The sequence below is a fragment of the Paractinoplanes globisporus DSM 43857 genome (genome assembly GCF_000379645.1).
GTDB classification, from domain to species: domain Bacteria; phylum Actinomycetota; class Actinomycetes; order Mycobacteriales; family Micromonosporaceae; genus Actinoplanes; species Actinoplanes globisporus.
In genome coordinates, this window is the sequence record NZ_KB903356.1 from 99286 (window position 1) to 122660 (window position 23375).

Sequence of the window (23375 nt, forward strand, 5' to 3'; positions counted from 1 at the left end):
ACTCGCGGAACGCGAAGGCGCACCGCGGGCCCAGCGCCCGTATTGATGTGGGAGACGGGCTGCGGCGTGGCCCAGCTCCGGCCCCCACATCAATACGGGCGCTAATCTCGACCGGTGCAGGCTTTGACCCACGAAATGATCAAGCAGGTTCTCGAGGCGCGCGAGTACACCTACATGGTGGACGAGGACGGCGACGTCCTCGGGAACTTCCAGGGCAACCTGGTCTATTTCTTCCAGATCGGCGAGCAGGGCGAGATGCTCCAGGTGCGCGCCATGGTGCAGCACGTGTTCGGGATGGAGGACGTGCTGCGGCTCTACGAGTTCTGCAACGCGTGGAACCACGACCGGCTCTGGCCGAAGGCGTACGTGCACGTCCAGGACGACGGCGTGGTGAACGTGATCGGCGAGGTGCTGGCCGACTGGGAGAAGGGCGTCACCCTCGAGCAGCTGGATCAGGTGATGGTCTGCGGGATCGCGACGGGCTGCCAGCTGGCCGACGCCGTCGCCGAGCTACGGCAAGACCGGCCCACGAGCTGAGCACCACGAGCACGGCCACCAGCTGAGCGGCCCGCTCGTGCCCCCGGGGATAGAAAACCCCGGCCACCCACGTGTCGAGAAAACCGCCGTGATGCGGCGGCAGCCCGGCGCGGGCGCGGGCCTGGTCCTCCACCCAGGTCAGCGGGCACGGCAGGCTCGCCACGACGACGAGCGCGAGCCAGGTGGCCGCGGCGACCTGGAACCAGATCAGCCGCGGCCACCGCCACGCGGCGAAGCCGCCGAGCAGTCCCAGGGCCAGGAACGCGAAGTGTAGGCCCACGGCGACGTACGCGACGGCTTCGAAGAACACGTCTCTCACGGTAAAGCGGGGCGCCACCCTCGGCAGGTGGAGCGGCGCCCCGCTTCGGCCGTTACGGGGTCGCGAACCCCAGCGTGTACGCGCCGCTGCCCGAGTCGGCCAGGACGACGTACCGGTAGACGCCCGAGCGCAGGTTCGCGCTGAGGGTCTTGTCACCGTCCCCGGTGGCCTTGGCCACGGTGCGGAACCCGTTGCCGGTGAGCCGCTGCAGGAACAGGTCGAAGTCGGCGCCGTCGGGGGCGTCGAGGCAGGCGACCTGCCGCCCGGCGTTGGCCCGGAAGGCGCCGTTGCCCGGCGTGGCCTGCGCCTGCCCGGCCCGCGACAGCGAGCCCTGACGCTGCACCGGAAGGTCGGCGCAGGCGTTCGTGGACTCGGCCGGCGGCGTCGTGGCCGCCTCCGACGGCGGCGTGGTGGCGCCGCCGCCCCCGGTCGTGAGCAGGGTCAGGTTGTTGATCGCGAGGATCTCGTTGACCGGCTGGAAGAACGTCTCGCCGCCGACCGTGCAGTCGCCCGAGCCGCCCGACGTGACGCCCTGGGCCTGGTCGCCGGAGAGCCACGGCCCGCCGGAGTCGCCGCCCTCGGCGCACACGTTGGTCCGGGTCAGGCCGGTGACCGCGCCCTCCGGGTACACGACGGTCTGGTTCTTGGCCAGGATCGTGCCGCAGTGCGTGCCCGTGGTCGAGCCCGATCGGCAGATCGCGGCGCCGACCGGCGCCTCGGTGCTGCCGGCCACCGGCAGCAGGTTGCCGTCGAAGTCGTTGACGAACGGCTGCAGCGTGTCGCCGTTGGTCACCTGCACGAAGCCCTCGTCGTTGTCGCCGGGGAAGATCGACGCCTTGACCGCGCCCATCGGCTGCTGCTGCTGGTCGAGCGTCGGGTCGCCGGGGCTGCCGCAGTGCCCGGCGGTCACGAAGCCGCCCTGCACCGCGAAGCCGATCGAGCACCGCGCGGTGCCGTCGGCCAGCGAGATGAAGTACGGGTCCGCCCCGTGCAGATCGATGGCGGCCAGTGGCTTCGGCGTGGCCGAACTGGTCAGCACGGCGACCGCGTCACCGGCGACCCCGGCCTCCTTGGCCAGCGTCTTCGCGGCCGTGGTCCGGCCCGGCTTGGCCACCACGACGACCTTGTTGGTCTGCACGTCGACGTACCAGCCGGTCACCCCGGCCGCGTCGGCACGCACCGCGTCGAGCTTCTCCTTCGCCGCGTCGAGCGTCTGCTCGCTGCGCTTGACCAGCACGGGCACCGCGCCGGCCGCGCGTACGGCGGCGGCCGCGCCCGGGTCGGTCACGGCGATCTTCAGCGTGGTGCCGTCGGTCGCGAGCCAGGCCCCGCCGAAGTCCGAGCCGGTCTTGGCCGCGAGCGTGGACGAGACCCTGCTCGCCCAGCGGGCTCGTTGAAGGCGGGCCGTCGCCTGATCGCCGTCCAGCCCGAGGTCCCGCTGCATGGCCGCCAGGATCTGCGGTGCCACACCGGACTTCTTGGAGGCAGGCTTGCTTGCCGACGACGTGGTGCCGGCCATCGACGGCAGCGTGAAGGCCACCGCCGCTCCGACCGCCGCCACGACCGCCGCCGCCACGGCGATCCGTCTGCGCTGCATCTGAGGAACTCCCCTCGCCACGGGTGCCGTGGGGGCGGCACCGTGACCAGAGGTACGCAGTCGCTGCGCGAAAGGTTTAAAAAGACCTCAGACTTCGACGACCGTTGGCACAATCATCGGCCGCCGTCGATAGGCGTCGTTGACCCAGCGGCCCACCGTACGGCGTACCACCTGCTGCAATTGATGGGTGTCGGTGATGCCGTCCTCGGCCGAGCGGTGCAGCGCGGCGGTGAGCAACGGGATGACCGGGCTGAATGCCTCGGGGTCCTCGGAGAAGCCCTTGGCCGAGACGCTCGGCTCGCCGACCACCTTGCCGGTCACCGAGTCGATCACGACGGTGGCCGAGATGAAGCCGCCGTCGCCGAGGATCCGCCGCTCGGTGAGCAGCGACTCGCTGACGTCGCCGACCGCGAGGCCGTCCACGTACACGTAGCGGTTCTCCACCCGGCCGACGTGCCGGGCGTGCCCCTCGACCAGGTCGACGACGTCGCCGTCCTCGCAGAGGACCACCCGGTCGGCCGCCACCCCCGACTCGATGCCCAGCTGGGCGTGCGCGCGCAGGTGCCGCCACTCGCCGTGCACCGGCATGAGGTTGCTCGGGCGCACCACGTTGAGCAGGAACAGCAGCTCGCCGGCCGGGGCGTGGCCGGAGACATGGACCTTCGCCGTCTCCTTGTGGATGACGGTGGCGCCGGCCCGGGACAGCTGGTTGATCACCCGGTAGACCGAGGTCTCGTTGCCCGGCACCAGCGAACTGGCCAGCACGACCGTGTCGCCGGAGGCGATCGAGATGTGCCGGTGGTCGCCGGTGGACATGCGGCCCAGCGCGCTCATCGGCTCACCCTGCGAGCCGGTCGACATGAAGACGATCTCGTCGCCCGGCAGGTTCGTCGCCTCGTCCAGGCTGACCAGCAGGCCCTCCGGGATGTGCAGCAGGCCGAGGTCGCGGGCGATGCCCATGTTGCGCACCATCGAGCGGCCGATCAGGGCGACCTTGCGGTCGTACTCCCAGGCGGCGTCCATGACCTGCTGGACGCGATGCACGTGCGAGGCGAAGCTGGCCACGATGATGCGGCCGCGGGCCTTGCTGAAGATCGCGCTGAGCACCGGGCCGATGTCCCGCTCGGGCGCCACGAAGCCGGGCACCTCGGCGTTTGTCGAGTCGGACAGCAGCAGGTCGACGCCCTCGGCGCCGAGCCGGGCGAAGCCGGCCAGGTCGGTGATGCGGCCGTCGAGCGGCACCTGGTCCATCTTGAAGTCGCCGGTGTGCAGCACGAGACCGGCCGGTGTGCGCACGGCGACCGCCAGCGCGTCGGGGATGGAGTGGTTGACCGCGAAGAACTCGCACTCGAACGGGCCGAGCCGCTCGGTCTGACCCTCGCGCACGGTCAGCGTGTACGGGTCCAGGCGCCGCTCGGCCAGCTTGGCCTCGACCAGCGCGAGCGTGAATTCGGAGCCGACCAGCGGAATGTCCGCCTTGTGGGCCAGCAGGTAGGGCACGGCGCCGATGTGGTCCTCGTGGCCGTGGGTGAGCACGATCGCCTGGACGTCGTCGAGGCGGTCGAGGATCGGGTTGAAGTCGGGCAGGATCAGGTCGACGCCGGGCTGCTCGACGTCGGGGAAGAGCACCCCGCAGTCGATGATCAGCAGTTTGCCGTCGAATTCCAGCACGGTCATGTTGCGGCCGATGGCCCCGAGGCCGCCGAGCGGGGTGACGCGCAGGGCGCCCTCCGGCAGCGGCGGCGGCGGATCCAGCTCCGCGTGAGCTTGACTCATTCGCGTCTTTCTTTATCAGAGGACGATTCCGGCCTTGGCCGCGTCCTCGCGCAACTGGTTCAGTTCTTCGTCGCCCGCATCCACCAGCGGCGACCGGACCGGCCCCGCCGGCAGGCCGAGGGCGTGCAGCCCGGCTTTCACCAGCATGGTGCCCGGCGACCGGAAGATGCCCGTGAACAGCGGCAGCAGCCGCCGGTGCAGGGCCAGGGCGGTGGCGACATCGCCGCGCTCGTATGCCTCGATCATGTCCTTGGCGATGGCGCCGGTGAGATGGGTGGAGGTGCCGACCAGGCCGACCCCGCCGATCGACAGCAGCGGCAGGGTGGCCGCGTCATCGCCCGAGTAGTACGCGAGGTCGGTTCGGCTCAACACCCAGGAGGAGGCGGTGAAATCGCCCTTGGCGTCCTTCACCGCGACGATCCGGTCGTGCTCGGCCAGCCGGCACATGGTCTCGGTGGCGATCGCCGTGCCGGCCCGGTGCGGGATGTCGTAGACCATGATCGGCACGTCGACGGAGTCGGCCACGGTCAGGAAGTGCTTGGCGACGCCGGCCTGCGGGGGCTTGTTGTAGTACGGCGTCACGACGAGCAGGCCGTGTGCGCCCGCTTTCTGCGCGGCGTGGGCCAGCTGGACCGTGTGTGCCGTGTTGTTGGTGCCGACGCCGGCCACCACCCGGGCGCGGTCGCCGACCGCCTCGATGACCGCGCGCAGCAGCGTCTCCTTTTCCGCGTCGGTCGTGGTGGGGGACTCGCCGGTGGTCCCGCTGATGACGAGCGCGTCGTTGCGCTGCTCGTCGACAAGGTAGGAGGCCAGTTTCGCCGCGCCCTCGACGTCGAGGGAGCCGTCCGGGGCGAACGGGGTGACCATGGCGGTCAACAGCCGTCCGAAGGGTCGCGGGTCGTGCGTCATACCGACAACCTATCGGACGGTCGGGTCAGACGTAGAAAGCGGTGAACGGGGCCCAGGGCAGGTTACGCAGCACGCTCCAGACGCCCCAGACCGCCACGAATGCGATCATCGTGCGCGGACCGATGGTGAGCTGCGGCAGCTTCCAGTTGAACAGGCGCTTTCCGGCCCAGGCGACGTACATGTAAAGCAGGAAAGGCACCGCGAACGTGAAGATCGCGTGGTGCCGGGCGGCGGCCGGGACGTCGCCGTGCAACAGGTACCACGCGGCGCGGGTGCCGCCGCAGCCCGGGCAGACGAACCCGGTCGTGTATTTCAGCAGGCAGGTCGGTGCGTCGCCGGCGCCGGCGTCGGCCGGGTGGGTGGCCAGCGTGTAGCCCACGGCGCCGGACATGCAGACGAGCATCGCGGCCGGGGCGGCCCAGACCGGCGATTTCGTCCAGACCCGCTCGACGAACCGGGTGACCACGTCGGGGCGGGACGGCGCATACCACCCCGGGGGCAGGGCCGGACCCTGCACGGGCTCATCAGCCAGGGTCATGGCCGTCACGGTACACCCGCGAGCGCAGCGGCCAGCGGGCCCGCGAAGTCGCCCTTGACCGGGGCGGCGATCGTGTCGAGGTCGAGCCAGCCGGCCAGCCGGTGCAGCTCCAGCGCGAGCGCGACGGCGGTCTCCTCCTGGTCGGCGGCGGGCTCGAGCCAGGCGGCCGGGATCTGCAGCACGCCGGTCTTGCGGTCGGCCTTCAGATCGACCCGGGCCGCGAAGCGGTCGCCCAGCAGAAACGGGAGCACGTAGTAGCCGTAGAGCCGCTGCGGCGCCGGCACATATATCTCGATGCGATACGACAAATCGAACAATCGCTCGGTCCGGCCGCGCTCCCAGATCAACGGATCGAAGGGGCTGACCAGGGTCGCGGCCCGCACCCACCGCGGGATCTTGGCCTCGTGATGCAGGTAGGCGGTGTTTTTCCAGCCGCCGACCGTCACCGGTATGAGCACCTTGTCGTCGATCAGCTCGTTGACCGCCTGCTTGAAGCCCTCGACCGGCAGGCGGAAGTAGTCGCGGATCTCCGGCTCGGCGGCCACCCCCAGCGCCCGGGCGGACAGCTCGACCAGCGCCCGGATCGCGTCGGGGTAGGCGGGGGTCGGCGCGTCGAGCACGGCGGCGGGCAGCACGCGCGAGGGAAGGTCATATCGCCGGGCGAAGGAGGTCGTGCGGTCGGCCGCGGTCACCTGGCCGGAGTAGAACAGCCACTCGAGCGCCTGTTTCACCACCGACCAGTTCCACCCCCAGTTGTCCTTGCGGCGGGGGGCGTCGTGCTCGATCTCGGCGGCGGTGATCGGGCCGCGGCCGCGCACCTCGTCGAGCACCCAGGCGACCAGCTCGGGCTGCTCGGTGACGATGCGCCGCACGCTGCCCCAGGCGAAGTCGGCCGCGCGGGCCATGCGCCAGCGGAACAGCGGCTGCAACTCGGTCGTGATCAGCGAGGCCTCGTGACCCCAGAACTCGAACAGTTCCCGGGGCTTGCGATAGGCGGCCCGCTCGAGCAGGTCGACCGGGTAGGGGCCGAGGCGGCTGTAGAGCGGCATGAAGTGGGCGCGCTGCAGCACATTTACCGAGTCCATCTGGATCAGGTGCAGCCGGCGCAGCACACGGCGCACGTGGCGCAGGTCGGTCGCGCCACCCGGGCGGCGGTCGGTGAAGCCCTGGGCGGCCAGCGTGACGCGGCGGGCCTGGGCGACGGAGAGCGATTCGGGTGCCATCGATCTGCACGTTAGAGCAGGGGTACGACAAAATTCCGGCGTGACCCTGATCCGCCCGCTCACCGACGCCGACATCGACGCCGTGGCCGCCGTCCACGTCCGCACCTGGCAGGCGGCCTATGCCGGAATCGTCCCCGACGATTTCCTGAGCCGCCTCGACCCCGCCGTCCGGGCCCGCGACTGGCGCACCAGGCCGAGGACCCCCGGCTCGCAGACGCTGGTCGCCGTAAAAGACACCAATATAATTGGATTTGTCACTTATGGACCCGACCGCGACGACCCCAGCGCCGGCGAGCTCTACGCGATCTACGTGGACCCCGGCCACTGGGGAGGCGGCGCCGGAAGACTCCTCCTCACGGCCGCGCGGGACGGGCTGGCCGCATCGAACTTCCCCGAGATGCGCCTCTGGGTGCTCACCGGGAACGCCGAGGCCCGCAGTTTCTACGAGCATCTGGGCCTGACCCCCGACGGCGCCGCCCAGACCTGGACCCCGCGCGGCACCGAGGTGGAGCTGCCCGAATTGCGCTACGCCACCGCTCTGTAGGCTCGCGTCATGGCACTCGGTTTCGTCCGTCCCGCGCGTCCCGAGGATGCTCCGGAGATCGCCCGCATCCAGCTCTCCACGTGGCGCACGGCGTACCGGCGGATGTTCCCGGCACACGTCCTCGCGAGCCTCGACGAGGCGTTCCTGGCCCGCACCTGGCTCGAGGCGATCGAGCAGACCCCGTCGCCGCGGCACCGCATCCTGATCGCGGTCGAGCAGGGCGAGTCGTCGACCGAGGTGGTCGGTTTCGCCGCCGCCGGTCCCGCCGACGAGCAGGCCCAGGCCCCCGAGGAGCCGCCGCTGCCGGACGGCTGGGCCGCGTTCACCGACCTGCTGGTCGAGCCGCGCTGGGGCCGCCGCGGTCACGGCAGCCGCCTGCTCTCCGCGACCGTCGACCTGTGGCGCGAGGACGACTTCACGCACGCCGTGGCCTGGGCCTACGAGCAGGACCTCGCGACCCAGAAATTCCTGACCTCGGCCGGCTGGTCCCCCGACGGCGCCGGCCGCGCGCTCGACGTCGACGACATGCTCGTCCCCCAGCTGCGGCTGCACGTCGACCTGAGCGCAGAATGACCAGCGTGACACCCACCTTCGTCTATGACGGCGACTGCTCCTTCTGCACCACCTGCGCCGAGTTCATCGAGCGCCGCATCCCGACGCGGGCCCGCATCGTCCCCTGGCAGTTCGCCGACCTCGACGAGCTGGGCCTCACGACGGAGGAGTGCGAGGAAGCCGTCCAGTGGGTCTCCGATTCCGCGCGGGGCTCGGGCCCGGACGCGATCGCGCTGCTGCTCCGCGACGCCGGCCGTTTCTGGCAGGTCGCCGGTGGTTTCATCGAGTTCGGCCCGGTCCGGCTCGCCGCATGGCCGGCCTACCGCTGGGTCGCCGACCACCGCCACCTTCTTCCTGGCGGCACCGCGGCTTGTTCGCTACCTCAAGCTCAGCGCGACGCACTCTTCGGAAAAAGCTCATAACGTACGAGGTCACGAAAAGTCCCGGCGTCACAGGCGTCGCTGGGTGCCCACTCACGCTCCTCGCGCGGCTTCCGGGCTGTGCTGCATGGCTGCGGTGCCTTCCGGCACCGCCTCCGCGGTGACGTCGCGCCCCAGCCGGCGCCGCGCCCACACGATCGGGCGCACCTTCTCCAGCGCCAGGAAGCTGGTCATCGCCACCAGGTGCGGGGCGAAGGAGATCGTGATGGTCGCGAACGTCATCAGGTGGAACGAGTAGAAGTACGCGACCACCGCCCACCGCCACCGCTGCGGCACGACGAAGATCAGCGGGCTCAGCAGCTCGAACGCCACGATGCCGAACTGGGCCACGATCAGCAGGCCGGGCACGACGGCGATGTGGTCGGCCAGCCACGTGCCCCGGCGGATGATCGCCTGGGCCAGCACGGCGCTGGTCGGCCAGTCGAGCCCGCCGAAACGCAGCTTCGCCCACGCCGCCAGGAAGTACGTGCAGATGACCGCGATCTGGGTGACCCGCAGCGCCCATCCACCGGCCGCCGACAGCGTCCGGTCACCGTGCCGCGCCCGCCCGACGGTCGGCAGCACCGCCAGCGCCACCAGGAAGCCGAACCGGTCGTGGTCAACCTTCCCGTAGCTCATCGCGATGATCATCCACTCGAAGTAGAGCGCGAACACCGCCCAGCCCAGCAGCCGCGGCGCCCGCCCGGTGGCCGCGGCGAGCCCGAGCACGATCAGCGCCCAGAAGATCGAGTGCACGATCAGCGGGGTCGGCGTCGGCAGGTGCAGCAGGCGGCCGGCCAGCAGCGGCTGGTAGAGCTCCCCCGGCGTGCTCGCGTGTGCCCGCACCCACGGCGTGAACACCACGAGGTCGGCGACGACGAACAGGTAGACGAGCGTGCGGAACGCCGCGATCCGGCCCAGCGGCACCGGCGAGAACAGCCACCTCATGGCCGCGTCCACTGGGCGATGACCTGGTCGTGGTAGGTGCCCGTGGGCCGGGCGTGCTCGATGCCGTGCCAGCGCACCACGATCCGCACCGACCGCAGCGGCGGCGCTCCCGGCGTGTGCGACGCGTAGGCGTCGGCGACCTCGGCGAGGCGGGACGGCGTCGACACGTACGCGCCCTCCTGCCCCTCGATCTCGGCCCGGCGGATGCCGCTGTTGCCCTCGGTGAGCTGCACCGTCCGGCCGTCGACGTCGGTGCCCTCGACCCGGGTGTCCTTGGCGTCCCCGTTCGGGTCGGGCCCGGTCGCGTACATCCGGAACGGCCCGAACGGGAAGTCGTCATCGCCGCCGTAGAGCGTGCCGCCCAGCAGCAGCACCCCGCAGATCACGGTGGCCGCGACCCGGATCCACCGGCCGCGAGCAGAAAGGTCTTTCATCGCGAGCCAACCTACAACCCGCAATCATCCGCGTTCGGCGCCCTCGTTGGCATCGCGCACGAAGTAGCGCTGGAACGTGACGAAGATGATCGCCACCGGGATGGTGGCGAGCAGGGCCGCGCCGAGCTTGAGCGGGTACTGCGTGCCCGCCCCGAGCGAGCCGCTGACCAGGTCGGCCAGCCCTCGCGGCAGCGTGAACAGCCCCGGGTCCTGCACCGAGACCAGCGTGTGCGGGAACTCGTTCCACGAGCCCTGGAAGGACAGGATCGTCAGCGTGATCAGGGCCGGCTTGGCCGTCGGCAGGACCACCGACCAGAACATCCGGAACACCCCGGCGCCGTCGATGCGGGCCGCCTCCTCGACGCTGACCGGCACCGACTCGAAGAACTGCTTCATGATGAAGATCCCGGTGGCGTCGGCGAGCAGCGGGACGATCAGCGCGGGATAGCTGTTGTACATCCCCAGCTGGTTGAGCACCAGGAACTTCGGGATCAGCAGCACCACCGGCGGCACCGCCATCATGCCGAGGACCAGCGCGAACAGCACCGGCCGGCCGGGGAAGCGCAGCCGGGCCAGGGCGTACCCGGCCATCGAGCCGAACAGCACACGGCCGAGCGTGACGATGATCGTGACCAGCACCGAGTTGCCGAGCCAGGTGGGGAACGCGGTGCTGCCGAAGATGCGGTCGAACGCGTCGGTCGTGAACGGGTGCGGCACCGGCGACAGCGGGTTCGCCGACGCGTCCGCCTCGGTCTTGAACGAGTTCGAGATCTGGATCACGAACGGGTACAGGAAGACGAGGGAGAAGAAGATCAGGATCGCGTATCCCGCGAAACGCGAGGCCAGCGCACGAGTGGTCATCGACGCTCCCGCATGACCCACCGCTGGAACAGCGTGAGCACCACGATCAAGACGAAGAGCACGAACGAGATCGCCGCGCCCGAGCCGTAGTCGAAGTCCCGGAACGCCGTCCGGTAGGAGAGGAACGCGGGGGTCAGCGTGGTCTTGGCCGGATTGCCCTGGCTCATCACGTAGATCTGGTCGAAGACCTGCCAGGTGGCGATCAGCCCCAGCGTGAGCACCAGGAACAGCGTGGGCCGCAGCTGCGGGAGCGTGATGTGCCGGAACCGCTGCCAGCGGTTCGCCCCGTCGATCAGCCCGGCCTCGTCCAGCTGGACCGGCAGGTTCTGCAGCGCGGCCAGGAACATCAACATGAACGTCCCGGAGGTCGTCCACACCACGAGCGTGATGATCGCGCACATCGCCACGCTCGGCCCGGAGATCCAGTCCCACCAGGTCAGGCCGAGGACGCCGTGGTCGGCGAGCGCGGCCGGCGGCGCGTTGACGTCGACCAGCCCGGTCCAGCCCAGCAGCAGGTGCAGCACCCCGCGCGGGTCGGCGAACCACTGCGGCCCGTCGATGCCGAAGACGCCGAGAACCGCGTTGATCGCGCCGGTGTTCGCGAACATGAACAGGAAGACGACGCTGATCGCGACCGAGCTGGTCACCGACGGGAAGTAGAACGCCGTACGGAAGAAGCCCTTGTTCTTGAGCATGCGGTTGTTGACCACGAGGGCGAGCCCCAGCGCGAGCACGGTCTGGATCGGCACCACGAACAGCACGTAGTAGCCGTTGTTCCGGACGCTGGTCATGAAGTCCTGGCGGGCCAGGCCGTCCTCGGCGAACAGCTTCGTGTAGTTGTCGAGCCCGGCGAACGGCACATCGGACGTGAACGGGCTGCCCTGCCCGTTCCACGAGGTGAGGCTCACCCAGAGCGCCATGAGGATGGGCAGCGCCATGAAGAGGCCGAGGACGATCGCGGCGGGGGCGATGAACAGCCACCCCGCGCCGCGCTCGTTCCCGCGAATGCCAGTCGCCACGCTCAGCCGCCGAGGGCCGTCTTGGCGTTCTTGTCGAAGCGCTGCAGGATCGCCTTGGGGTTGCCGGTCTGCAGGCCCTGGAGCTGGGCGTCGAGGTCGGCCAGCACGCTGTCCATCTTGGGGGCGTTCACCGGGCCCTGCGCGTACTGCGCGCCGGCCACGAACGGCGCGTCCTCGGGGTACTGCTGCTGGTAGGCGGACTGCGCGTCGGTGCGCGAGGGCATCACGCCGAACGCCTTGGTGAACGCGGCCTGCTGCTCGGCCGTGGTCGCCGCCTGCACGAACGAGACGGCCTGCTGCTTGTGCTGGCTCTTGGCGGCGATGCCCCAGCACTGGGTGAACGAGAGCGTGCCCTTGCCCGCGGGGCCGGCCGGCAGCTCCTTCACCACGTACTTGAGGTTCGGGAAGTCGCTGGTGAGCGCGCCCTTGATCCAGTTGCCCTCGATGGTCATGGCGGCCTTGCCCTTGCCGAACGCCTCACCGGCCCAGCCCGCGTCCAGCGCCTTCGGGTACTTCGCGAGCCCGTTCTTGAGCAGCGACTGCACGTAGGCGAGGGCCTGCTCGTTCTGCGGGGTGTCGGCGGTCGGCTGCTTGCCGTCCTTGCTCACCCACCAGCCGCCGGCCTGCACGAGGAACGCGCCGATCCGGTCGCGGGTGTCCCCGATCGCCAGCGGCGTCACGCCGGGCATCTTGAGCTTCTGCGCGACCGCGGTCAGCTGGTCCCAGGTGGTCGGATAGTCGGCGTCGGTGAGCCCGGCCTTCTTCCACAGGTCCGTATTGATCTCCAGGGCGAGCGTGGAGACGTCCTTGGGGACGCAGTACAGCTTGCCGCCGTCGGTGAACGACTGGTTGAGCGCCGGCAGGAACGCGCCGCCCATGTCCTGCGCGTACGGCTCGAGCGCGCCGACGCTCGCGTAGTCGGCGAACCGGGCGGCGTCGACGTAGAAGACGTCGGGCGGGGTGTTGCCGGCCAGCGCCTGCCCGAGCTGCTGCACGATGTCCTGCGCCGGGGTGACGGTCGCGGTGTTCCCGCTGGACTTGGCCCAGGCGGCCGCCGCGTCCTGCACGGACTTGGTCTCGGCGTCGCCGGACGACGCGATCATGATTTGGATGCTGGCCGGGCCACTGCTCTGCTGGGTCTTGGAGTTGTCGTCGAAGCCGCTGCCACAGGCACTGGCGGCGACGAGGGTGCCGGCGGTGACCGCGGCGAGGAGGAGTCTCGTGGTCATCCCTATCTCCTTTCAGGCCGTCCGGCGCACCACCAGGGACGGCGGGAGCAACAGGTGGGTGGGGGTGGTGGGGGCTCGGCCGTCGAGGAGCTCGGCGAGCAGGTCCATGCAGCGGCCGGCGGCCTCGGCGAGCGGCTGGCTCACGCTGGTGAGGCCGACGGCCCGGGCGACCGCGGTGTCGTCGAAGCCGACGATCGCGCGGCCGGGGAGCGCGCGCATCGCGCCCAGCGCCAGCGAGTCGCTGGCGCAGACCACCGCGGTGGCGTTCGTGAGGCGCTCCGCGGCCGACGCGCCGGAGTCCACGCCGTCGACAGCGACAACGTCTTCGGTGGGCAGTCCGGCCTCGGCCATGGTGGACGCCCAGCCCTCGCGCCGGGCATCGCCGACGCCGGAGCCGGCCGGCCAGCCGAGGAAGCCGATCCGGGTGTGCCCGGTCGCGAGCAGGTGCCGGGTGGCGGCCGCGGTACCGGCCGCGTTGTCGACGTCGACCCAGGAGTGGGTGTCCGGGGCGCCCCACGGCCGGCCGAAGGTCACGAACGGCACGTCGCGCTCGGCCAGCCAGGAGGTGCGCGGGTCGCCGTGATGGGTGCTGGTCAGCACGAAGCCGTCCAGGTCGTACTCGGTGAGCAGTTCCTCGTAGGTGGCGATCTCGCCGTCGTCGCCGGACGCCGTGTAGAGCATCACGCGATAGCCCGCCACCGTCGCGGCGTCAGTGAGCCCGTGCAGGAAGCGGTCGAGCACCGAGCCGTTGATGCCGTCGCGGGCCGGCTCGATGCGCACCGCGAGGAGCTTCGACCGCCCGGTACGCATCTGGCGGGCGGCCTGGTTGACCCGGTAGCCGAGCGACGCGATCGCCTCGCGCACCCGTTCGCGGGTCTCGGGGCGTACGACCTCGGGGGTGTTGATCACGTTCGAAACGGTCTGGCGGGATACCCCCGCCCGCACCGCGACCGTAGCGATCGTGACCTTTTCCACGCTGGTTTCCTTTTTATTAGGGTTGAACGATCAAATTTCGATCCGGCATCATTGGATCGTTCAAGTTGCCGGAATGTTTTCGTAGATTGCACCCCTTCGGACGACCTGTCAAGGAGTTCGCGTGAGGTCTCTCCAGCCCCTCCTGCACGACCTGGTCCCCACGATCGCGGCGCCCACCACGGCGTTGTCCGGCGCCGACGGGCAGATCCGTCCGGCCGGGGTGCAGGGCGTCTTCCACGCCGACAGACGGGTGCTCTCCGCGGCCGTGCTGCGCCTCGACGACCGCGAGGCGGAGCCGATCGGGTGGGCCCCGGCCGGCCCGGGCGCCACCCGGTTCGTGTCGGTGGCCCGCTGGCTGGGCGACGAGATCGCCGACCCGACCGTCCGGGTCGTCCGCACCCGCCGCGTGCGGCCGGGCGCGGTCGAGGAGGAGATCGAGGTCGCCTCCACCGCGACGGTCCCGGTCACCACCACGGTCACCGTCGAGACCGCGAGCGACTTCGCCCCGATCGAGGCGGTCCGGTCCGGCCGCGCCGCGTCGTCGGACCCGGGCAACGTCATCGTCCGGGTCGACCCGTTCCGCACCTGGGAGGTGACGCTCGCCCCCGGCCAGTCGACGACGCTGCACTGGTCGGCGACGGTCGACGACCCCGACGCGGTGATGCTCCCCGGCCCGCGCGGTTCGTTCGCGGTGCCCGGGGTCACCGCCCGCGACCGGCGGCTCGAGCGGCTCGTCGCGCAGTCCCTCGACGACCTGGCCGCGCTGCGCCTGACCACCGCGATCGACGACGGCGACACGTTCCTCGGCGCCGGCGTGCCGTGGTACCTCACGCTCTTCGGCCGGGACAGCATCTGGGCGGCCCGGATGATGCTGCCGCTCGGCACCGACCTGGCGCTGGGCACGCTGCGCGTCCTGGCCCGCCGGCAGGGTGCCAAGGTCGACCCCGAGACCGGAGAGGCCCCCGGCAAGATCATGCACGAGCTGCGCCGCTCCGACGTCTCGCTCGGCTACCGGCTGCCGGCCACCTACTACGGCACGATCGACGCCACCCTGCTCTGGATCAGCCTGCTGCACGACGCCTGGCGGTGGGGCCTCGATTCCGCGGCGGTCGAGGCGCTGCTGCCGCATCTCGAGGCCGCGCTCGGCTGGCTGGCCGAGCACGCCGACCCCGACGGCGACGGCTTCCTGGAGTACCTCGATCTCACCGGCCGCGGCCTGGCCAACCAGGGCTGGAAGGACTCGGGCGACGCGGTCCGCTTCCACGACGGGCGGCAGGCCGAGCCGCCGATCGCCCTGGCCGAGGTGCAGGGGTACGCGTACCGGGCCGCCCTCGACGGCGCCGCCCTGCTGGACGCGTTCGGCCGCACCGGCGGCGACCACTGGCGTGCCTGGGCTTCATCCCTCGCCGATCGTTTCCGGAACGCCTTCTGGGTCGCCGACGGGCGCTACCCCGCGCTCGCCCTCGACCGCGACAAGCGCCCGGTCGACTCGCTGACCAGCAACGCCGGCCACCTTCTCGGCACCGGCCTGCTGACCGTGGCCGAGGAGTCCCGGGTCGCCGCCGCCCTGGCCGGCCCGGCGATGTCCGGCGGGTACGGCCTGCGCACGATGTCCTCGGCCGACGCCGGGTTCGCGCCGCTGTCGTACCACTGCGGCTCGGTCTGGACCCACGACACCGCGATCGTCGTGGCCGGGCTGGCCCGCGGCGGATATGCGGCCGAGGCCCTGACCCTGATCGACGGCCTGCTCACGGCGGCCGAGACGTTCGGCTTCCGCCTGCCCGAGCTGCACGGCGGCGACGCCCGCGCCGAGTTCTCCCGTCCGGTCCCCTACCCGGCCGCCTGCCACCCGCAGGCGTGGTCGTCGGCGGCGTCCGTGCTGATCCTCCAGGCCTGGCTGGGCCTCGACCCCGACGTCCCGAACGGCGTGGTCCGCCTCCGGCCGCTCCCCGGCGCGCCCACGGTGACCGGCCTGCGCATCGCCGGCCACCCGGTGTCCTTCGACGGCACGACACTGACCGGCCTGCCGGACGATCTCACGCTCATCTGACTTGATGTCTTCTGCCCATCCGAGGAACGCTCGGTTCCGAACGTCGGACGGGGGTGGAGCAATGAGCGATCATCACGGAGCGCCGGCGGGTCCGAGCCGGCGGGCCTTCCTGCGCTCGGCGGGGCTGGCCGGCGCGGGTGCCGCGGTCCTCGGGTCGTTGTCGGCGGCGTCCGCGACCGGGCGCTCGGGCGGAGACGGCCGGTGGGACCCGGACCCGGCCGGCCCGCAGTTCACGCTGGCGATCATGCCGGACACCCAGTTCCTGTACTGGGGCAGCCAGAACAGCATCGACCCGGAGCCACAGGAGGAGTCGTTCCGCTACGTCATCGGCAGCGCGGACGACAACATCGTCTTCCTGGCGCACCTCGGCGATCTGACCCAGGACGGCGACGCGACCTCGTTCGCGGCGGTCGGCAAGGCGTTCGACCTGCTCGATGCGAACGGCGTCGCGTACAGCGTGCTGGCCGGGAACCACGACGTCTCCGGTGACGACACCCGTGGCGGCACCGCCTACCTGCGGACCATGGGACCGCAGCGGTACCAGCACTCGAGGACGTTCGCCGCGTCGGACGCGGGCGGCTACAACACCGCCCACATCTTCCGCGCCGGCGGCCGGGAGTGGCTGCTGCTGGCGCTGGACTGGCGGATGTCGGCGCGCGGCTTCGCCTGGGCCGACCAGATCATCAAGGACCACCCGAAGCTGCCGGTGATCGTGACCACGCACGACCTCGTCGTGTCGCGGTACGACGACAACGTCTACCCGTACGAGTCCGGCGACCCCGAGGACAACGCGATGCTCTCCCGCCACGGCCGGCTGCTCTGGGACCGGCTGATCGACGGCAACGACCAGATCTTCCTGACCGTCAACGGCCACAACTGGCCGCCCGGCCGCACCACCATGAAGAACGCCGCCGGCCACGACGTGCACCTGCACATCGCGAACTACCAGAACCGCTACTTCGGCGGCGCCGCCATGCTCCGGCTCTACCACTTCGACCTGGCCCGCAACGTCATCGACGTCGAGACGGTCGCGCCGTACTTCCTGGCCCAGGACCCGGCGAAACGCAGCCCGCTGGCCGCCGAGCACCTGCGACTGACCACCCCGGTCGACCTGTTCTCGATGCCGATCGACTTCGAGAAGCGCTTCGCCGGCTTCGCCCCGGTGCCGGAGCGCGCGGCCCGCCCCGCGAGCCGAATGGTCGTGCCCGGCACGCTCGCGTACTGGCGGTTCGACGGCGGCGGGGTGAGTGGCAGCCCGGTCGGCGTGGGCGAGACCGTCCGGGACCTCTCCGGACGCGGCAACGACCTCACCGTCGCCGCGGTCGCGGGCAGCGCCGCCGACGCGCTGTCCTGGTCGAGCGATCACCACCCCGGGCAGCCCGCGCACGCCAGCCTGCGCTTCGCCGGCGGCCGGACCCCGCTGCGCGGCGCCTATCTGACGACGGGACCCGCGGCCCCGCTGAACGCCGAGACGTTCCGCGGCGGCTACACGATCGAGGCGTTCCTCAAGATCCCGCTGGACTGGGACGCCGACGACAACGCCTGGATGTCGGTGCTCACCCGCCGCGGCCGGGCCGGCAAGAACGCCGACCCCCAGGAGCCGCTGGCCGGCCTCAACATCTCGAGCAACGGCCGCGAACCGCAGTTCAACTTCTACCCGCTGAGCCAGACCCACCCGACCACCAACTGGGGTCACGGCCTCTTCGAGGACGTCTGGTGGCACGTCGCCCTGGTCAACGACGGCAGCCACACCCTCATGTACGTCGAGGGCAGCCCGGTCGTCGGCAACCCGTCCACGCTGTCGGTCGGCATCGCCTCGCTCGGCCTGCCCTGGCTGGTCGGCGGGCATGAGTACGCCGGCGCCGTCGACAACGTCTTCCACGGCTGGATCGGCGACGTCCGCGTCGTGAACCGCCCCCTGCCGATCGGCGAATTCATGATCGGCGGGTAGCCGCCGCTCAGTCGAGCAGCGAGTCGATGCCGACGGTCAGCCCCGGCAGCTTTCGCACGTTGCGCACCGCGAGCAGGACGCCCGGCATGAACGACACCCGGTCGAGCGAGTCGTGCCGGATCGTCAGCGTCTCGCCGGCGCTGCCGAACAGCACTTCCTGGTGGGCGACCAGGCCGGCCGCGCGCACCGAGTGGACCCGGACGCCGTCGACGAGCGCGCCGCGGGCGCCGTCGAGCTCCTCCTTGGTCGCGTCGGGCATCGGCGGGCTGCCGGCGGCCGCGCGCGCCTCGGCGATCAGCCGGGCGGTGTGCTGCGACGTGCCGCTCGGGGCGTCGAACTTGCGCGGGTGGTGCTGCTCGATGATCTCGGCGGACTCGAAGTACTTCGCCGCGATCGCCGAGAAGCGCATCATCAGCAGCGCGCCGATCCCGAAGTTGGGCGCGATCAGCACGCTCACCCCGGGCCTGGCGGCCAGCCAGCCGCGCACCTGCTCGAGCCGCTCCTCGGTGAACCCGGTCGTGCCGACCACCACGCTGATGCCCTGCTCGATCGCCCAGCGCAGGTTGTCCATCACCACGTCGGGGCTGGTGAAGTCGACCAGGACCTGGGCGTCGGCGCCGCTGAACAGCTCGTCGCCCTGGTCGATCATCGCGACCAGCTCGAGATCGCCGGCGGCGTCGACCGCCTTGCACACCTCGAGGCCCATCCGGCCGCGGGCACCGAGCACACCAACGCGAATCGAGTCAGTCACCGGTTGAACTTAACGCACGGCGCCGGGCCCACCAGCGCTCCCCCAGGCCCACCAGGAGGAAGGTCAGGGCCACGTACACCCAGCCGACGAGGACGTCCGCGACGTAGTGCTCCCCCGTGTAGACCAGGGTGAACGTCATGGCCAGCGGATAGGCCAGCAGCACCGGCCACCACCGCTTGCGGACCATCGGCAGGAAGAAGGCGACCGCCATCATCGCGTACGCCGTGTGCAGCGACGGCATCGCGGCGACCGGGTTGGACTGGTCGGCCTGCAGGGCGTTGAGCGTGTTGCCGGCGCTGTGCAGCCCGATGGCCTCGAAGCCGTTGGACGAGATGCGCTGCACCGGCTCGCTCAGCGCGCCGTTCTCCCAGGCCCACCACGGCGGCGCGGCCGGGTAGAGGAAGTACGTGGCCAGGCCGGCGAGGCTCAGCGCGATCCAGCGGCGCATGAACCGGTACGACAGGCCGCGGTTGCGCAGCCAGAGCACCACCGCCACGGTCGGCACCGTCAGGAAGTGCGAGACGTACACGAGCGTGACCACGACCTCCCACCACTGGACGTGGCCCGGCTCGTACAGGTGCTGCTGAAGCCAGATCGTGGGGATGCGCCCGCCGGTGAGCCAGCCGAAGAGGCGCTCGTCCACGTCGATCATGAACTGGACATGCGGGGCGAAGAACCTGTCGGCGGAACCGCGGGAGATGTTGTAGAACTCCAGCAGCAGCACGACCGGCAGCCAGTCGCGCAGGAAGAGCAGGTGTTCCCGCCACGGGAGGTAGTTGCGCCAGGCGATGGTGGCCAGCCACAGCCAGCCGAAGGCGACGACCGGGTCGCTGGTGGGCACGCCGACGACGACCACGAACAGAAGGAAGGCCACGGCCCAGATGGCCATCCCGGCGATCCGGCGTCTGCGCAGATCGGGAACGACAGGCGTCTCGGGCGGGGTCTCCAGCGTCGTCACGGGGTCCAAGGTTAACCGGACCGGTCAGCGACCGGTCCGGTCGGTAACGACTGTCTATCTCTCCGGGAAAGCCGCTTCGTCGAACGGCCCCACCACGGCCAGCGACATCGGCTGGTTGAGCAGATCGTTCGCGATCGCGTCGACATCGTCGGCGGTCACCGCGTCGACCCGGTGGAGCAGCTCGTCAACGCTCATCAGGGCGCCGTAGAGCAGCTCCGACTTGGCCAGCCGGCTCATCCGCGAGCCCGAGTCCTCGAGGCCCAGCACGTACGAGCCCTTGACCATGCCCTTGCCGCGGGCGATCTCCTCGGCCGTGAGCCCCTTGGCCGCCACCCGCTCGAGCTCGGCCCGGGTGATGTCGAGCACCTCCTCGACCTTGCCCGGTGCGCAGCCGGCGTAGACGCCGAACAGGCCGGCGTCGGCGTACTGGCTGGCGTACGAGTAGACCGAGTAGGCGAGGCCCCGCTTCTCCCGGATCTCCTGGAAGAGGCGGCTCGACATGCCCCCGCCGAGCACATTGTTGAGCACGCCCAGCGCGAACCGCCGCTCGTCGAGGCGGCCGATACCGACCCCGCCGAGGACGACGTGGGCCTGCTCGGTGTCGCGGTTGCGGACGGCGGTGTGCGGCTTCTGGTGGCGGACCCGCTTGCTGCCGGTGCGCGGGGCGGCCGGGTCGGCCCCCGACGAGTCGAGCGCGGTGCCCGCGAGCGCCTTGCGCACCAGCCGTACGACCGTGGCGTGCTCGAGGTTGCCCGCGGCCGCGACCACGATGTGCGGCGCCGTGTAGCGGCGCCGGTAGAAGCCGTTGATCTGGCTGCGGGACATCGGGGTGATCGATTCCTCGGTCCCCGAGATGAGCCGCCCCAGCGGGTGGTTACCGAAGATCGTCTCCGTGAAGACGTCGTGCACCTCGTCGCTCGGCTCGTCCTCGTGCATGGCGATCTCCTCGAGGATCACGCCCCGCTCGATCTCGACGTCGGCCGGGTCGAGCAGCGAGTCGGCCACCGCGTCGCAGAGCACGTCGACGGCGAGCGGCAGGTCGGTGTCGAGCACCCGCGCGTAGTAGCAGGTGTACTCCTTCGTGGTGAAGGCGTTGGTCTCGCCGCCGACCGCCTCGATCTCGGCCGAGATCTGCAGCGCGGTGCGCTTGTGCGTGCCCTTGAACAGCAGATGCTCGAGGAAATGCGAAGCGCCGGACATGGCCGGCGTCTCGTCCCGGGAGCCGATGCCGACCCAGATGCCGAGCGACGCGCTGCGGGTGCTCGGGATCGACTCGGTGACGATGCGCAGCCCGCTCGGCAGTACCGTACGGCGGGCAGTCCCACCGTCGAGGGCTTTGGTACTGGCTTTTCCCGAAGGATTGGCGCGGGCCGGCCTAGCGGCCGGCCCGCGGGAACTCGCTGTCACCTGTGTTTACTCGCTGCGGGGTGCGCGGTCGCCGCGCTCGCCGCCGCCGCTGCTGCGCTGGCGACGCCGGCGCGGCTCGCCGCCGCCCTCACGGTCGCCGCGGGGCCCGCGCTCCTCGCGTGCCGGGCGGGACTCGCGGCCCTCGGCCGGAGCCGGGGCCTCCTCGCCCTCCGGACGGACCTTGTCGAGGTAGATCTTGCCGCGGGCGTCGATGTCCGCGATCTGCACCTCGACCTTGTCGCCGACGTTCAGGTAGTCCTCGACCCTCTCGACCCGCTTGCCGTCGCCCACCTTGGAGATGTGCAGCAGGCCGTCGCGGCCGGGCAGCAGCGAGATGAAGGCGCCGAACGCGGCCGTCTTCACCACGGTGCCGAGGAACTTGTCGCCGGCCTTCGGCATCGTCGGGTTGGCGATCGCGTTGATCCGCTCGACCGCGGCCTCGGCCGACGGGCCGTTGGTCGCGCCCACGTAGATCGTGCCGTCGTCCTCGATCGAGATGTCGGCGCCGGTCTCGTCCTGGATCGCGTTGATCGTCTGGCCCTTGGGGCCGATCACCATGCCGATCTTGTCGACCGGGATCTTCACGGTGGTGACGCGCGGGGCGTACTCGCTCATCTCGGCCGGGGCGGCGATCGCCGCCTCCATCACGCCGAGGATGGTCGTGCGCGCCTCGTGCGCCTGCTGCAGCGCGCCGGCCAGCACGTCCGACGGGATGCCGTCGAGCTTGGTGTCGAGCTGCAGCGCGGTGACGAAGTCGCTGGTGCCGGCGACCTTGAAGTCCATGTCGCCGAACGCGTCCTCGGCGCCGAGGATGTCGGTCAGCGCCACGTACTGGGTCTTGCCGTCGACCTCGTCGGAGATCAGGCCCATCGCAATGCCGGCCACCGGCGCCTTCAGCGGCACACCGGCCTGCAGCAGCGACAGGGTCGAGGCGCAGACCGAGCCCATGCTCGTCGAGCCGTTCGAGCCCAGCGCCTCGGAGACCTGGCGGATCGCGTACGGGAACTCCTCGCGCGACGGCAGCACGGGCACCAGGGCCCGCTCGGCCAGCGCGCCGTGACCGATCTCGCGGCGCTTCGGCGAGCCCACCCGGCCGGTCTCACCGGTCGAGTACGGCGGGAAGTTGTAGTTGTGCATGTAGCGCTTGGACTTCTCCGGCGAGAGGGTGTCCAGCGCCTGCTCCATGCGCAGCATGTTCAGCGTGGTGACGCCCAGGATCTGGGTCTCGCCGCGCTCGAACAGCGCCGAGCCGTGCACCCGCGGCAGCACGCCGACCTGGGCCGACAGCGGCCGGATGTCGCGCGGGCCGCGGCCGTCGATGCGGATCTGCTCGCGCAGCACCCGCTGGCGCACCTCGGTCTTGGTGACCGACCGGAAGGCGGCGGAGATCTCCTTCTCCCGGCCCTCGAACCGCTCGTCGAGCAGCTCGTGCGCCTTGGCCTTGACCAGGTCGAGGGCCTCCTCGCGCTCCTGCTTGGCAGCGATCTTGAGGGCCTCGGCGGTCTCCTCGCGGACCGCCTCGCTGACGGCCGAGTAGACGTCGTCCTGGTAGTCCAGGAACACCGGGAACTCGACGGCCGGCTTCGACGCGACGTCGGCCAGCTCCTGCTGGGCGCGGCACAGCTCGCGGATGGCCGGCTTGGCGGCCTCGAGGCCACCGGCGACGACCTCCTCGGTCGGCGCGGTCCCGCCGGCGGCGATCAGCTTGACCGCGTTCGGCGTGGCCTCGGCCTCGACCATCATGATCGCGACATCGCCGTCGGCGAGGACGCGGCCGGCGACCACCATGTCGAAGGTGGCCCGCTCGAGCTCCTCGATGGTCGGGAAGGCGACCCACTGGCCGTCGATGTGCGCGACCCGGGTCGAGCCGATCGGGCCCGAGAACGGCAGGCCGGACAGCTTGGTCGACAGCGAGGCGCCGTTCATGGCGACCACGTCGTACGGGTGGGCGGGGTCGAGCGCGAGGACGGTCTCGACGACCTGGACCTCGTTGCGCAGGCCCTTGGTGAACGACGGGCGCAGCGGCCGGTCGATCAGGCGGCAGGTGAGGATCGCGTCCTCGCTCGGACGGCCCTCGCGGCGGAAGAACGAGCCGGGGATGCGACCCGCGGCGTACATCCGCTCCTCGACGTCCACCGTGAGCGGGAAGAAGTCGAAGTGCTCCTTGGGCGCCTTGCTGGCGGTGGTCGCGGAGAGGACCACGGTCTCGCCCAGCTGGACGATCACCGAGCCGGCGGCCTGCTTGGCGAGGCGACCGGTGGAGAAGGTCACCTCGCGGGTGCCGAACGCACCGTTGTCGATGACCGCCGTCCGGAACTCGGTTCCGAGAGCGTTCTGCTCTGTCATGTTGTTGCGGTACTCCTTCGTCGAGGACCCGG

General features: G+C 70.9%; 22 protein-coding genes. 6 read left to right on the forward strand and 16 right to left on the reverse strand.

Annotated elements, in window-relative coordinates:
• Positions 1–135 precede the first annotated feature (135 nt).
• Positions 136–537 (forward strand): type III secretion system chaperone family protein, encoded by a 402-nt coding sequence (locus tag A3CQ_RS56475; protein WP_020517869.1) that lies wholly within the window; start codon positions 136–138, stop codon positions 535–537.
• On the opposite strand, the gene A3CQ_RS64160 is transcribed toward A3CQ_RS56475, so the two are convergent.
• The 6 genes from A3CQ_RS64160 to A3CQ_RS0146705 all read right to left on the reverse strand — a co-directional run bounded on the left by A3CQ_RS64160 (position 434) and on the right by A3CQ_RS0146705 (position 6899).
• Entirely contained in the window at positions 434–1012 is a 579-nt protein-coding gene (locus tag A3CQ_RS64160) for a DUF2784 domain-containing protein (RefSeq protein ID WP_369076498.1), read from the reverse strand. The genes A3CQ_RS56475 and A3CQ_RS64160 overlap by 104 nt on opposite strands.
• Positions 909–2453 (reverse strand): S1 family peptidase, encoded by a 1545-nt coding sequence (locus tag A3CQ_RS0146685; RefSeq protein ID WP_026206969.1) that lies wholly within the window; start codon positions 2451–2453, stop codon positions 909–911. The genes A3CQ_RS64160 and A3CQ_RS0146685 overlap by 104 nt, the downstream gene beginning before the upstream one ends.
• Before the next feature lie 87 nt (positions 2454–2540).
• Positions 2541–4229: a ribonuclease J gene (locus tag A3CQ_RS0146690; RefSeq protein ID WP_020517872.1), complete on the reverse strand. Its 1689-nt coding sequence runs from the start codon at positions 4227–4229 to the stop codon at positions 2541–2543.
• 15 nt (positions 4230–4244) lie between these two features.
• Positions 4245–5138 carry a 4-hydroxy-tetrahydrodipicolinate synthase gene (gene dapA / locus A3CQ_RS0146695; protein WP_020517873.1) on the reverse strand — a complete coding sequence of 298 codons (894 nt, stop codon included), beginning with the start codon at positions 5136–5138 and terminating at the stop codon, positions 4245–4247.
• Between the two features lie 25 nt (positions 5139–5163).
• Entirely contained in the window at positions 5164–5676 is a 513-nt protein-coding gene (locus A3CQ_RS0146700) for a DUF2752 domain-containing protein (protein ID WP_051115551.1), read from the reverse strand.
• 5 nt (positions 5677–5681) lie between these two features.
• Positions 5682–6899 (reverse strand): winged helix-turn-helix domain-containing protein, encoded by a 1218-nt coding sequence (locus tag A3CQ_RS0146705; RefSeq protein WP_020517875.1) that lies wholly within the window; start codon positions 6897–6899, stop codon positions 5682–5684.
• Positions 6900–6939: 40 nt separating this feature from the next.
• Between A3CQ_RS0146705 and A3CQ_RS0146710 the strand changes: the two genes are divergently transcribed.
• The 3 genes from A3CQ_RS0146710 to A3CQ_RS0146720 are packed head-to-tail and all read left to right on the forward strand — an operon-like array spanning position 6940 to position 8417.
• Positions 6940–7443 carry a GNAT family N-acetyltransferase gene (locus A3CQ_RS0146710; RefSeq protein WP_020517876.1) on the forward strand — a complete coding sequence of 168 codons (504 nt, stop codon included), beginning with the start codon at positions 6940–6942 and terminating at the stop codon, positions 7441–7443.
• 9 nt (positions 7444–7452) lie between these two features.
• Positions 7453–8016, forward strand: coding sequence for a GNAT family N-acetyltransferase (locus A3CQ_RS0146715; RefSeq protein ID WP_020517877.1), 564 nt, complete (start codon positions 7453–7455; stop codon positions 8014–8016).
• Positions 8013–8417 carry a thiol-disulfide oxidoreductase DCC family protein gene (locus tag A3CQ_RS0146720; RefSeq protein WP_020517878.1) on the forward strand — a complete coding sequence of 135 codons (405 nt, stop codon included), beginning with the start codon at positions 8013–8015 and terminating at the stop codon, positions 8415–8417. The genes A3CQ_RS0146715 and A3CQ_RS0146720 overlap by 4 nt, the downstream gene beginning before the upstream one ends.
• 51 nt (positions 8418–8468) lie before the next feature.
• Here A3CQ_RS0146720 and A3CQ_RS0146725 read toward each other — a convergent pair whose 3' ends face one another.
• Genes A3CQ_RS0146725 through A3CQ_RS0146750 form a run of 6 tightly spaced genes read right to left on the reverse strand, consistent with a single transcriptional unit; the run spans position 8469 to position 13880 of the window.
• A complete protein-coding gene (locus A3CQ_RS0146725) occupies positions 8469–9362 on the reverse strand; it encodes a hypothetical protein (protein WP_051115560.1) in 894 nt (297 codons plus the stop codon).
• Positions 9359–9796 (reverse strand): hypothetical protein, encoded by a 438-nt coding sequence (locus A3CQ_RS0146730; protein ID WP_020517880.1) that lies wholly within the window; start codon positions 9794–9796, stop codon positions 9359–9361. The genes A3CQ_RS0146725 and A3CQ_RS0146730 overlap by 4 nt, the downstream gene beginning before the upstream one ends.
• A 24-nt stretch (positions 9797–9820) precedes the next feature.
• On the reverse strand, positions 9821–10657 hold the full coding sequence (locus A3CQ_RS0146735; RefSeq protein ID WP_020517881.1) for a carbohydrate ABC transporter permease: 837 nt from the start codon (positions 10655–10657) through the stop codon (positions 9821–9823).
• Complete coding sequence (locus A3CQ_RS0146740) at positions 10654–11676, reverse strand: carbohydrate ABC transporter permease (RefSeq protein ID WP_020517882.1); 1023 nt, start codon at positions 11674–11676, stop codon at positions 10654–10656. The genes A3CQ_RS0146735 and A3CQ_RS0146740 overlap by 4 nt, the downstream gene beginning before the upstream one ends.
• 2 nt (positions 11677–11678) lie before the next feature.
• Positions 11679–12905: a sugar ABC transporter substrate-binding protein gene (locus tag A3CQ_RS0146745; protein WP_020517883.1), complete on the reverse strand. Its 1227-nt coding sequence runs from the start codon at positions 12903–12905 to the stop codon at positions 11679–11681.
• A gap of 12 nt (positions 12906–12917) precedes the next feature.
• Positions 12918–13880, reverse strand: a complete 963-nt coding sequence (locus tag A3CQ_RS0146750) for a LacI family DNA-binding transcriptional regulator (protein WP_020517884.1) — start codon at positions 13878–13880, stop codon at positions 12918–12920.
• A gap of 121 nt (positions 13881–14001) precedes the next feature.
• Here A3CQ_RS0146750 and A3CQ_RS0146755 point away from each other — a divergent pair, with 121 nt between their 5' ends.
• Together A3CQ_RS0146755 and A3CQ_RS0146760 are read left to right on the forward strand one after the other, a co-directional pair.
• Positions 14002–15930: a glycogen debranching N-terminal domain-containing protein gene (locus A3CQ_RS0146755; RefSeq protein ID WP_020517885.1), complete on the forward strand. Its 1929-nt coding sequence runs from the start codon at positions 14002–14004 to the stop codon at positions 15928–15930.
• Positions 15931–15991: 61 nt separating this feature from the next.
• Positions 15992–17881: a LamG-like jellyroll fold domain-containing protein gene (locus A3CQ_RS0146760; protein WP_020517886.1), complete on the forward strand. Its 1890-nt coding sequence runs from the start codon at positions 15992–15994 to the stop codon at positions 17879–17881.
• Positions 17882–17888: 7 nt separating this feature from the next.
• On the opposite strand, the gene dapB is transcribed toward A3CQ_RS0146760, so the two are convergent.
• The 4 genes from dapB to A3CQ_RS0146780 form a co-directional block, all read right to left on the reverse strand.
• Entirely contained in the window at positions 17889–18632 is a 744-nt protein-coding gene (gene dapB, locus A3CQ_RS0146765) for a 4-hydroxy-tetrahydrodipicolinate reductase (RefSeq protein ID WP_026206972.1), read from the reverse strand.
• Positions 18625–19521 carry a phosphatase PAP2 family protein gene (locus A3CQ_RS0146770; RefSeq protein WP_020517888.1) on the reverse strand — a complete coding sequence of 299 codons (897 nt, stop codon included), beginning with the start codon at positions 19519–19521 and terminating at the stop codon, positions 18625–18627. Before A3CQ_RS0146770 ends, dapB begins: the two co-directional genes overlap by 8 nt.
• Positions 19522–19644: 123 nt before the next feature.
• A complete protein-coding gene (locus A3CQ_RS0146775; RefSeq protein ID WP_026206974.1) occupies positions 19645–20997 on the reverse strand; it encodes a M16 family metallopeptidase in 1353 nt (450 codons plus the stop codon).
• Between the two features lie 6 nt (positions 20998–21003).
• Complete coding sequence (locus A3CQ_RS0146780) at positions 21004–23343, reverse strand: polyribonucleotide nucleotidyltransferase (RefSeq protein WP_020517890.1); 2340 nt, start codon at positions 23341–23343, stop codon at positions 21004–21006.
• Between the last annotated feature and the right edge of the window lie 32 nt (positions 23344–23375).

Excerpts from the sequence above, each read along its gene's own strand:
- A3CQ_RS56475 (WP_020517869.1), top strand. The coding sequence starts at position 136 with ATGATCAAGCAGGTTCTCGAGGCGCGCGAGTACACCTACATGGTGGAC.
- A3CQ_RS0146685 (WP_026206969.1), bottom strand. The coding sequence starts at position 2,453 with ATGCAGCGCAGACGGATCGCCGTGGCGGCGGCGGTCGTGGCGGCGGTC.
- A3CQ_RS0146690 (WP_020517872.1), bottom strand. The coding sequence starts at position 4,229 with ATGAGTCAAGCTCACGCGGAGCTGGATCCGCCGCCGCCGCTGCCGGAG.
- dapA (WP_020517873.1), bottom strand. The coding sequence starts at position 5,138 with ATGACGCACGACCCGCGACCCTTCGGACGGCTGTTGACCGCCATGGTC.
- A3CQ_RS0146700 (WP_051115551.1), bottom strand. The coding sequence starts at position 5,676 with ATGACCCTGGCTGATGAGCCCGTGCAGGGTCCGGCCCTGCCCCCGGGG.
- A3CQ_RS0146705 (WP_020517875.1), bottom strand. The coding sequence starts at position 6,899 with ATGGCACCCGAATCGCTCTCCGTCGCCCAGGCCCGCCGCGTCACGCTG.
- A3CQ_RS0146715 (WP_020517877.1), top strand. The coding sequence starts at position 7,453 with ATGGCACTCGGTTTCGTCCGTCCCGCGCGTCCCGAGGATGCTCCGGAG.
- A3CQ_RS0146720 (WP_020517878.1), top strand. The coding sequence starts at position 8,013 with ATGACCAGCGTGACACCCACCTTCGTCTATGACGGCGACTGCTCCTTC.
- A3CQ_RS0146725 (WP_051115560.1), bottom strand. The coding sequence starts at position 9,362 with ATGAGGTGGCTGTTCTCGCCGGTGCCGCTGGGCCGGATCGCGGCGTTC.
- A3CQ_RS0146730 (WP_020517880.1), bottom strand. The coding sequence starts at position 9,796 with ATGAAAGACCTTTCTGCTCGCGGCCGGTGGATCCGGGTCGCGGCCACC.
- A3CQ_RS0146735 (WP_020517881.1), bottom strand. The coding sequence starts at position 10,657 with ATGACCACTCGTGCGCTGGCCTCGCGTTTCGCGGGATACGCGATCCTG.
- A3CQ_RS0146745 (WP_020517883.1), bottom strand. The coding sequence starts at position 12,905 with ATGACCACGAGACTCCTCCTCGCCGCGGTCACCGCCGGCACCCTCGTC.
- A3CQ_RS0146760 (WP_020517886.1), top strand. The coding sequence starts at position 15,992 with ATGAGCGATCATCACGGAGCGCCGGCGGGTCCGAGCCGGCGGGCCTTC.
- A3CQ_RS0146770 (WP_020517888.1), bottom strand. The coding sequence starts at position 19,521 with ATGGCCATCTGGGCCGTGGCCTTCCTTCTGTTCGTGGTCGTCGTCGGC.
- A3CQ_RS0146780 (WP_020517890.1), bottom strand. The coding sequence starts at position 23,343 with ATGACAGAGCAGAACGCTCTCGGAACCGAGTTCCGGACGGCGGTCATC.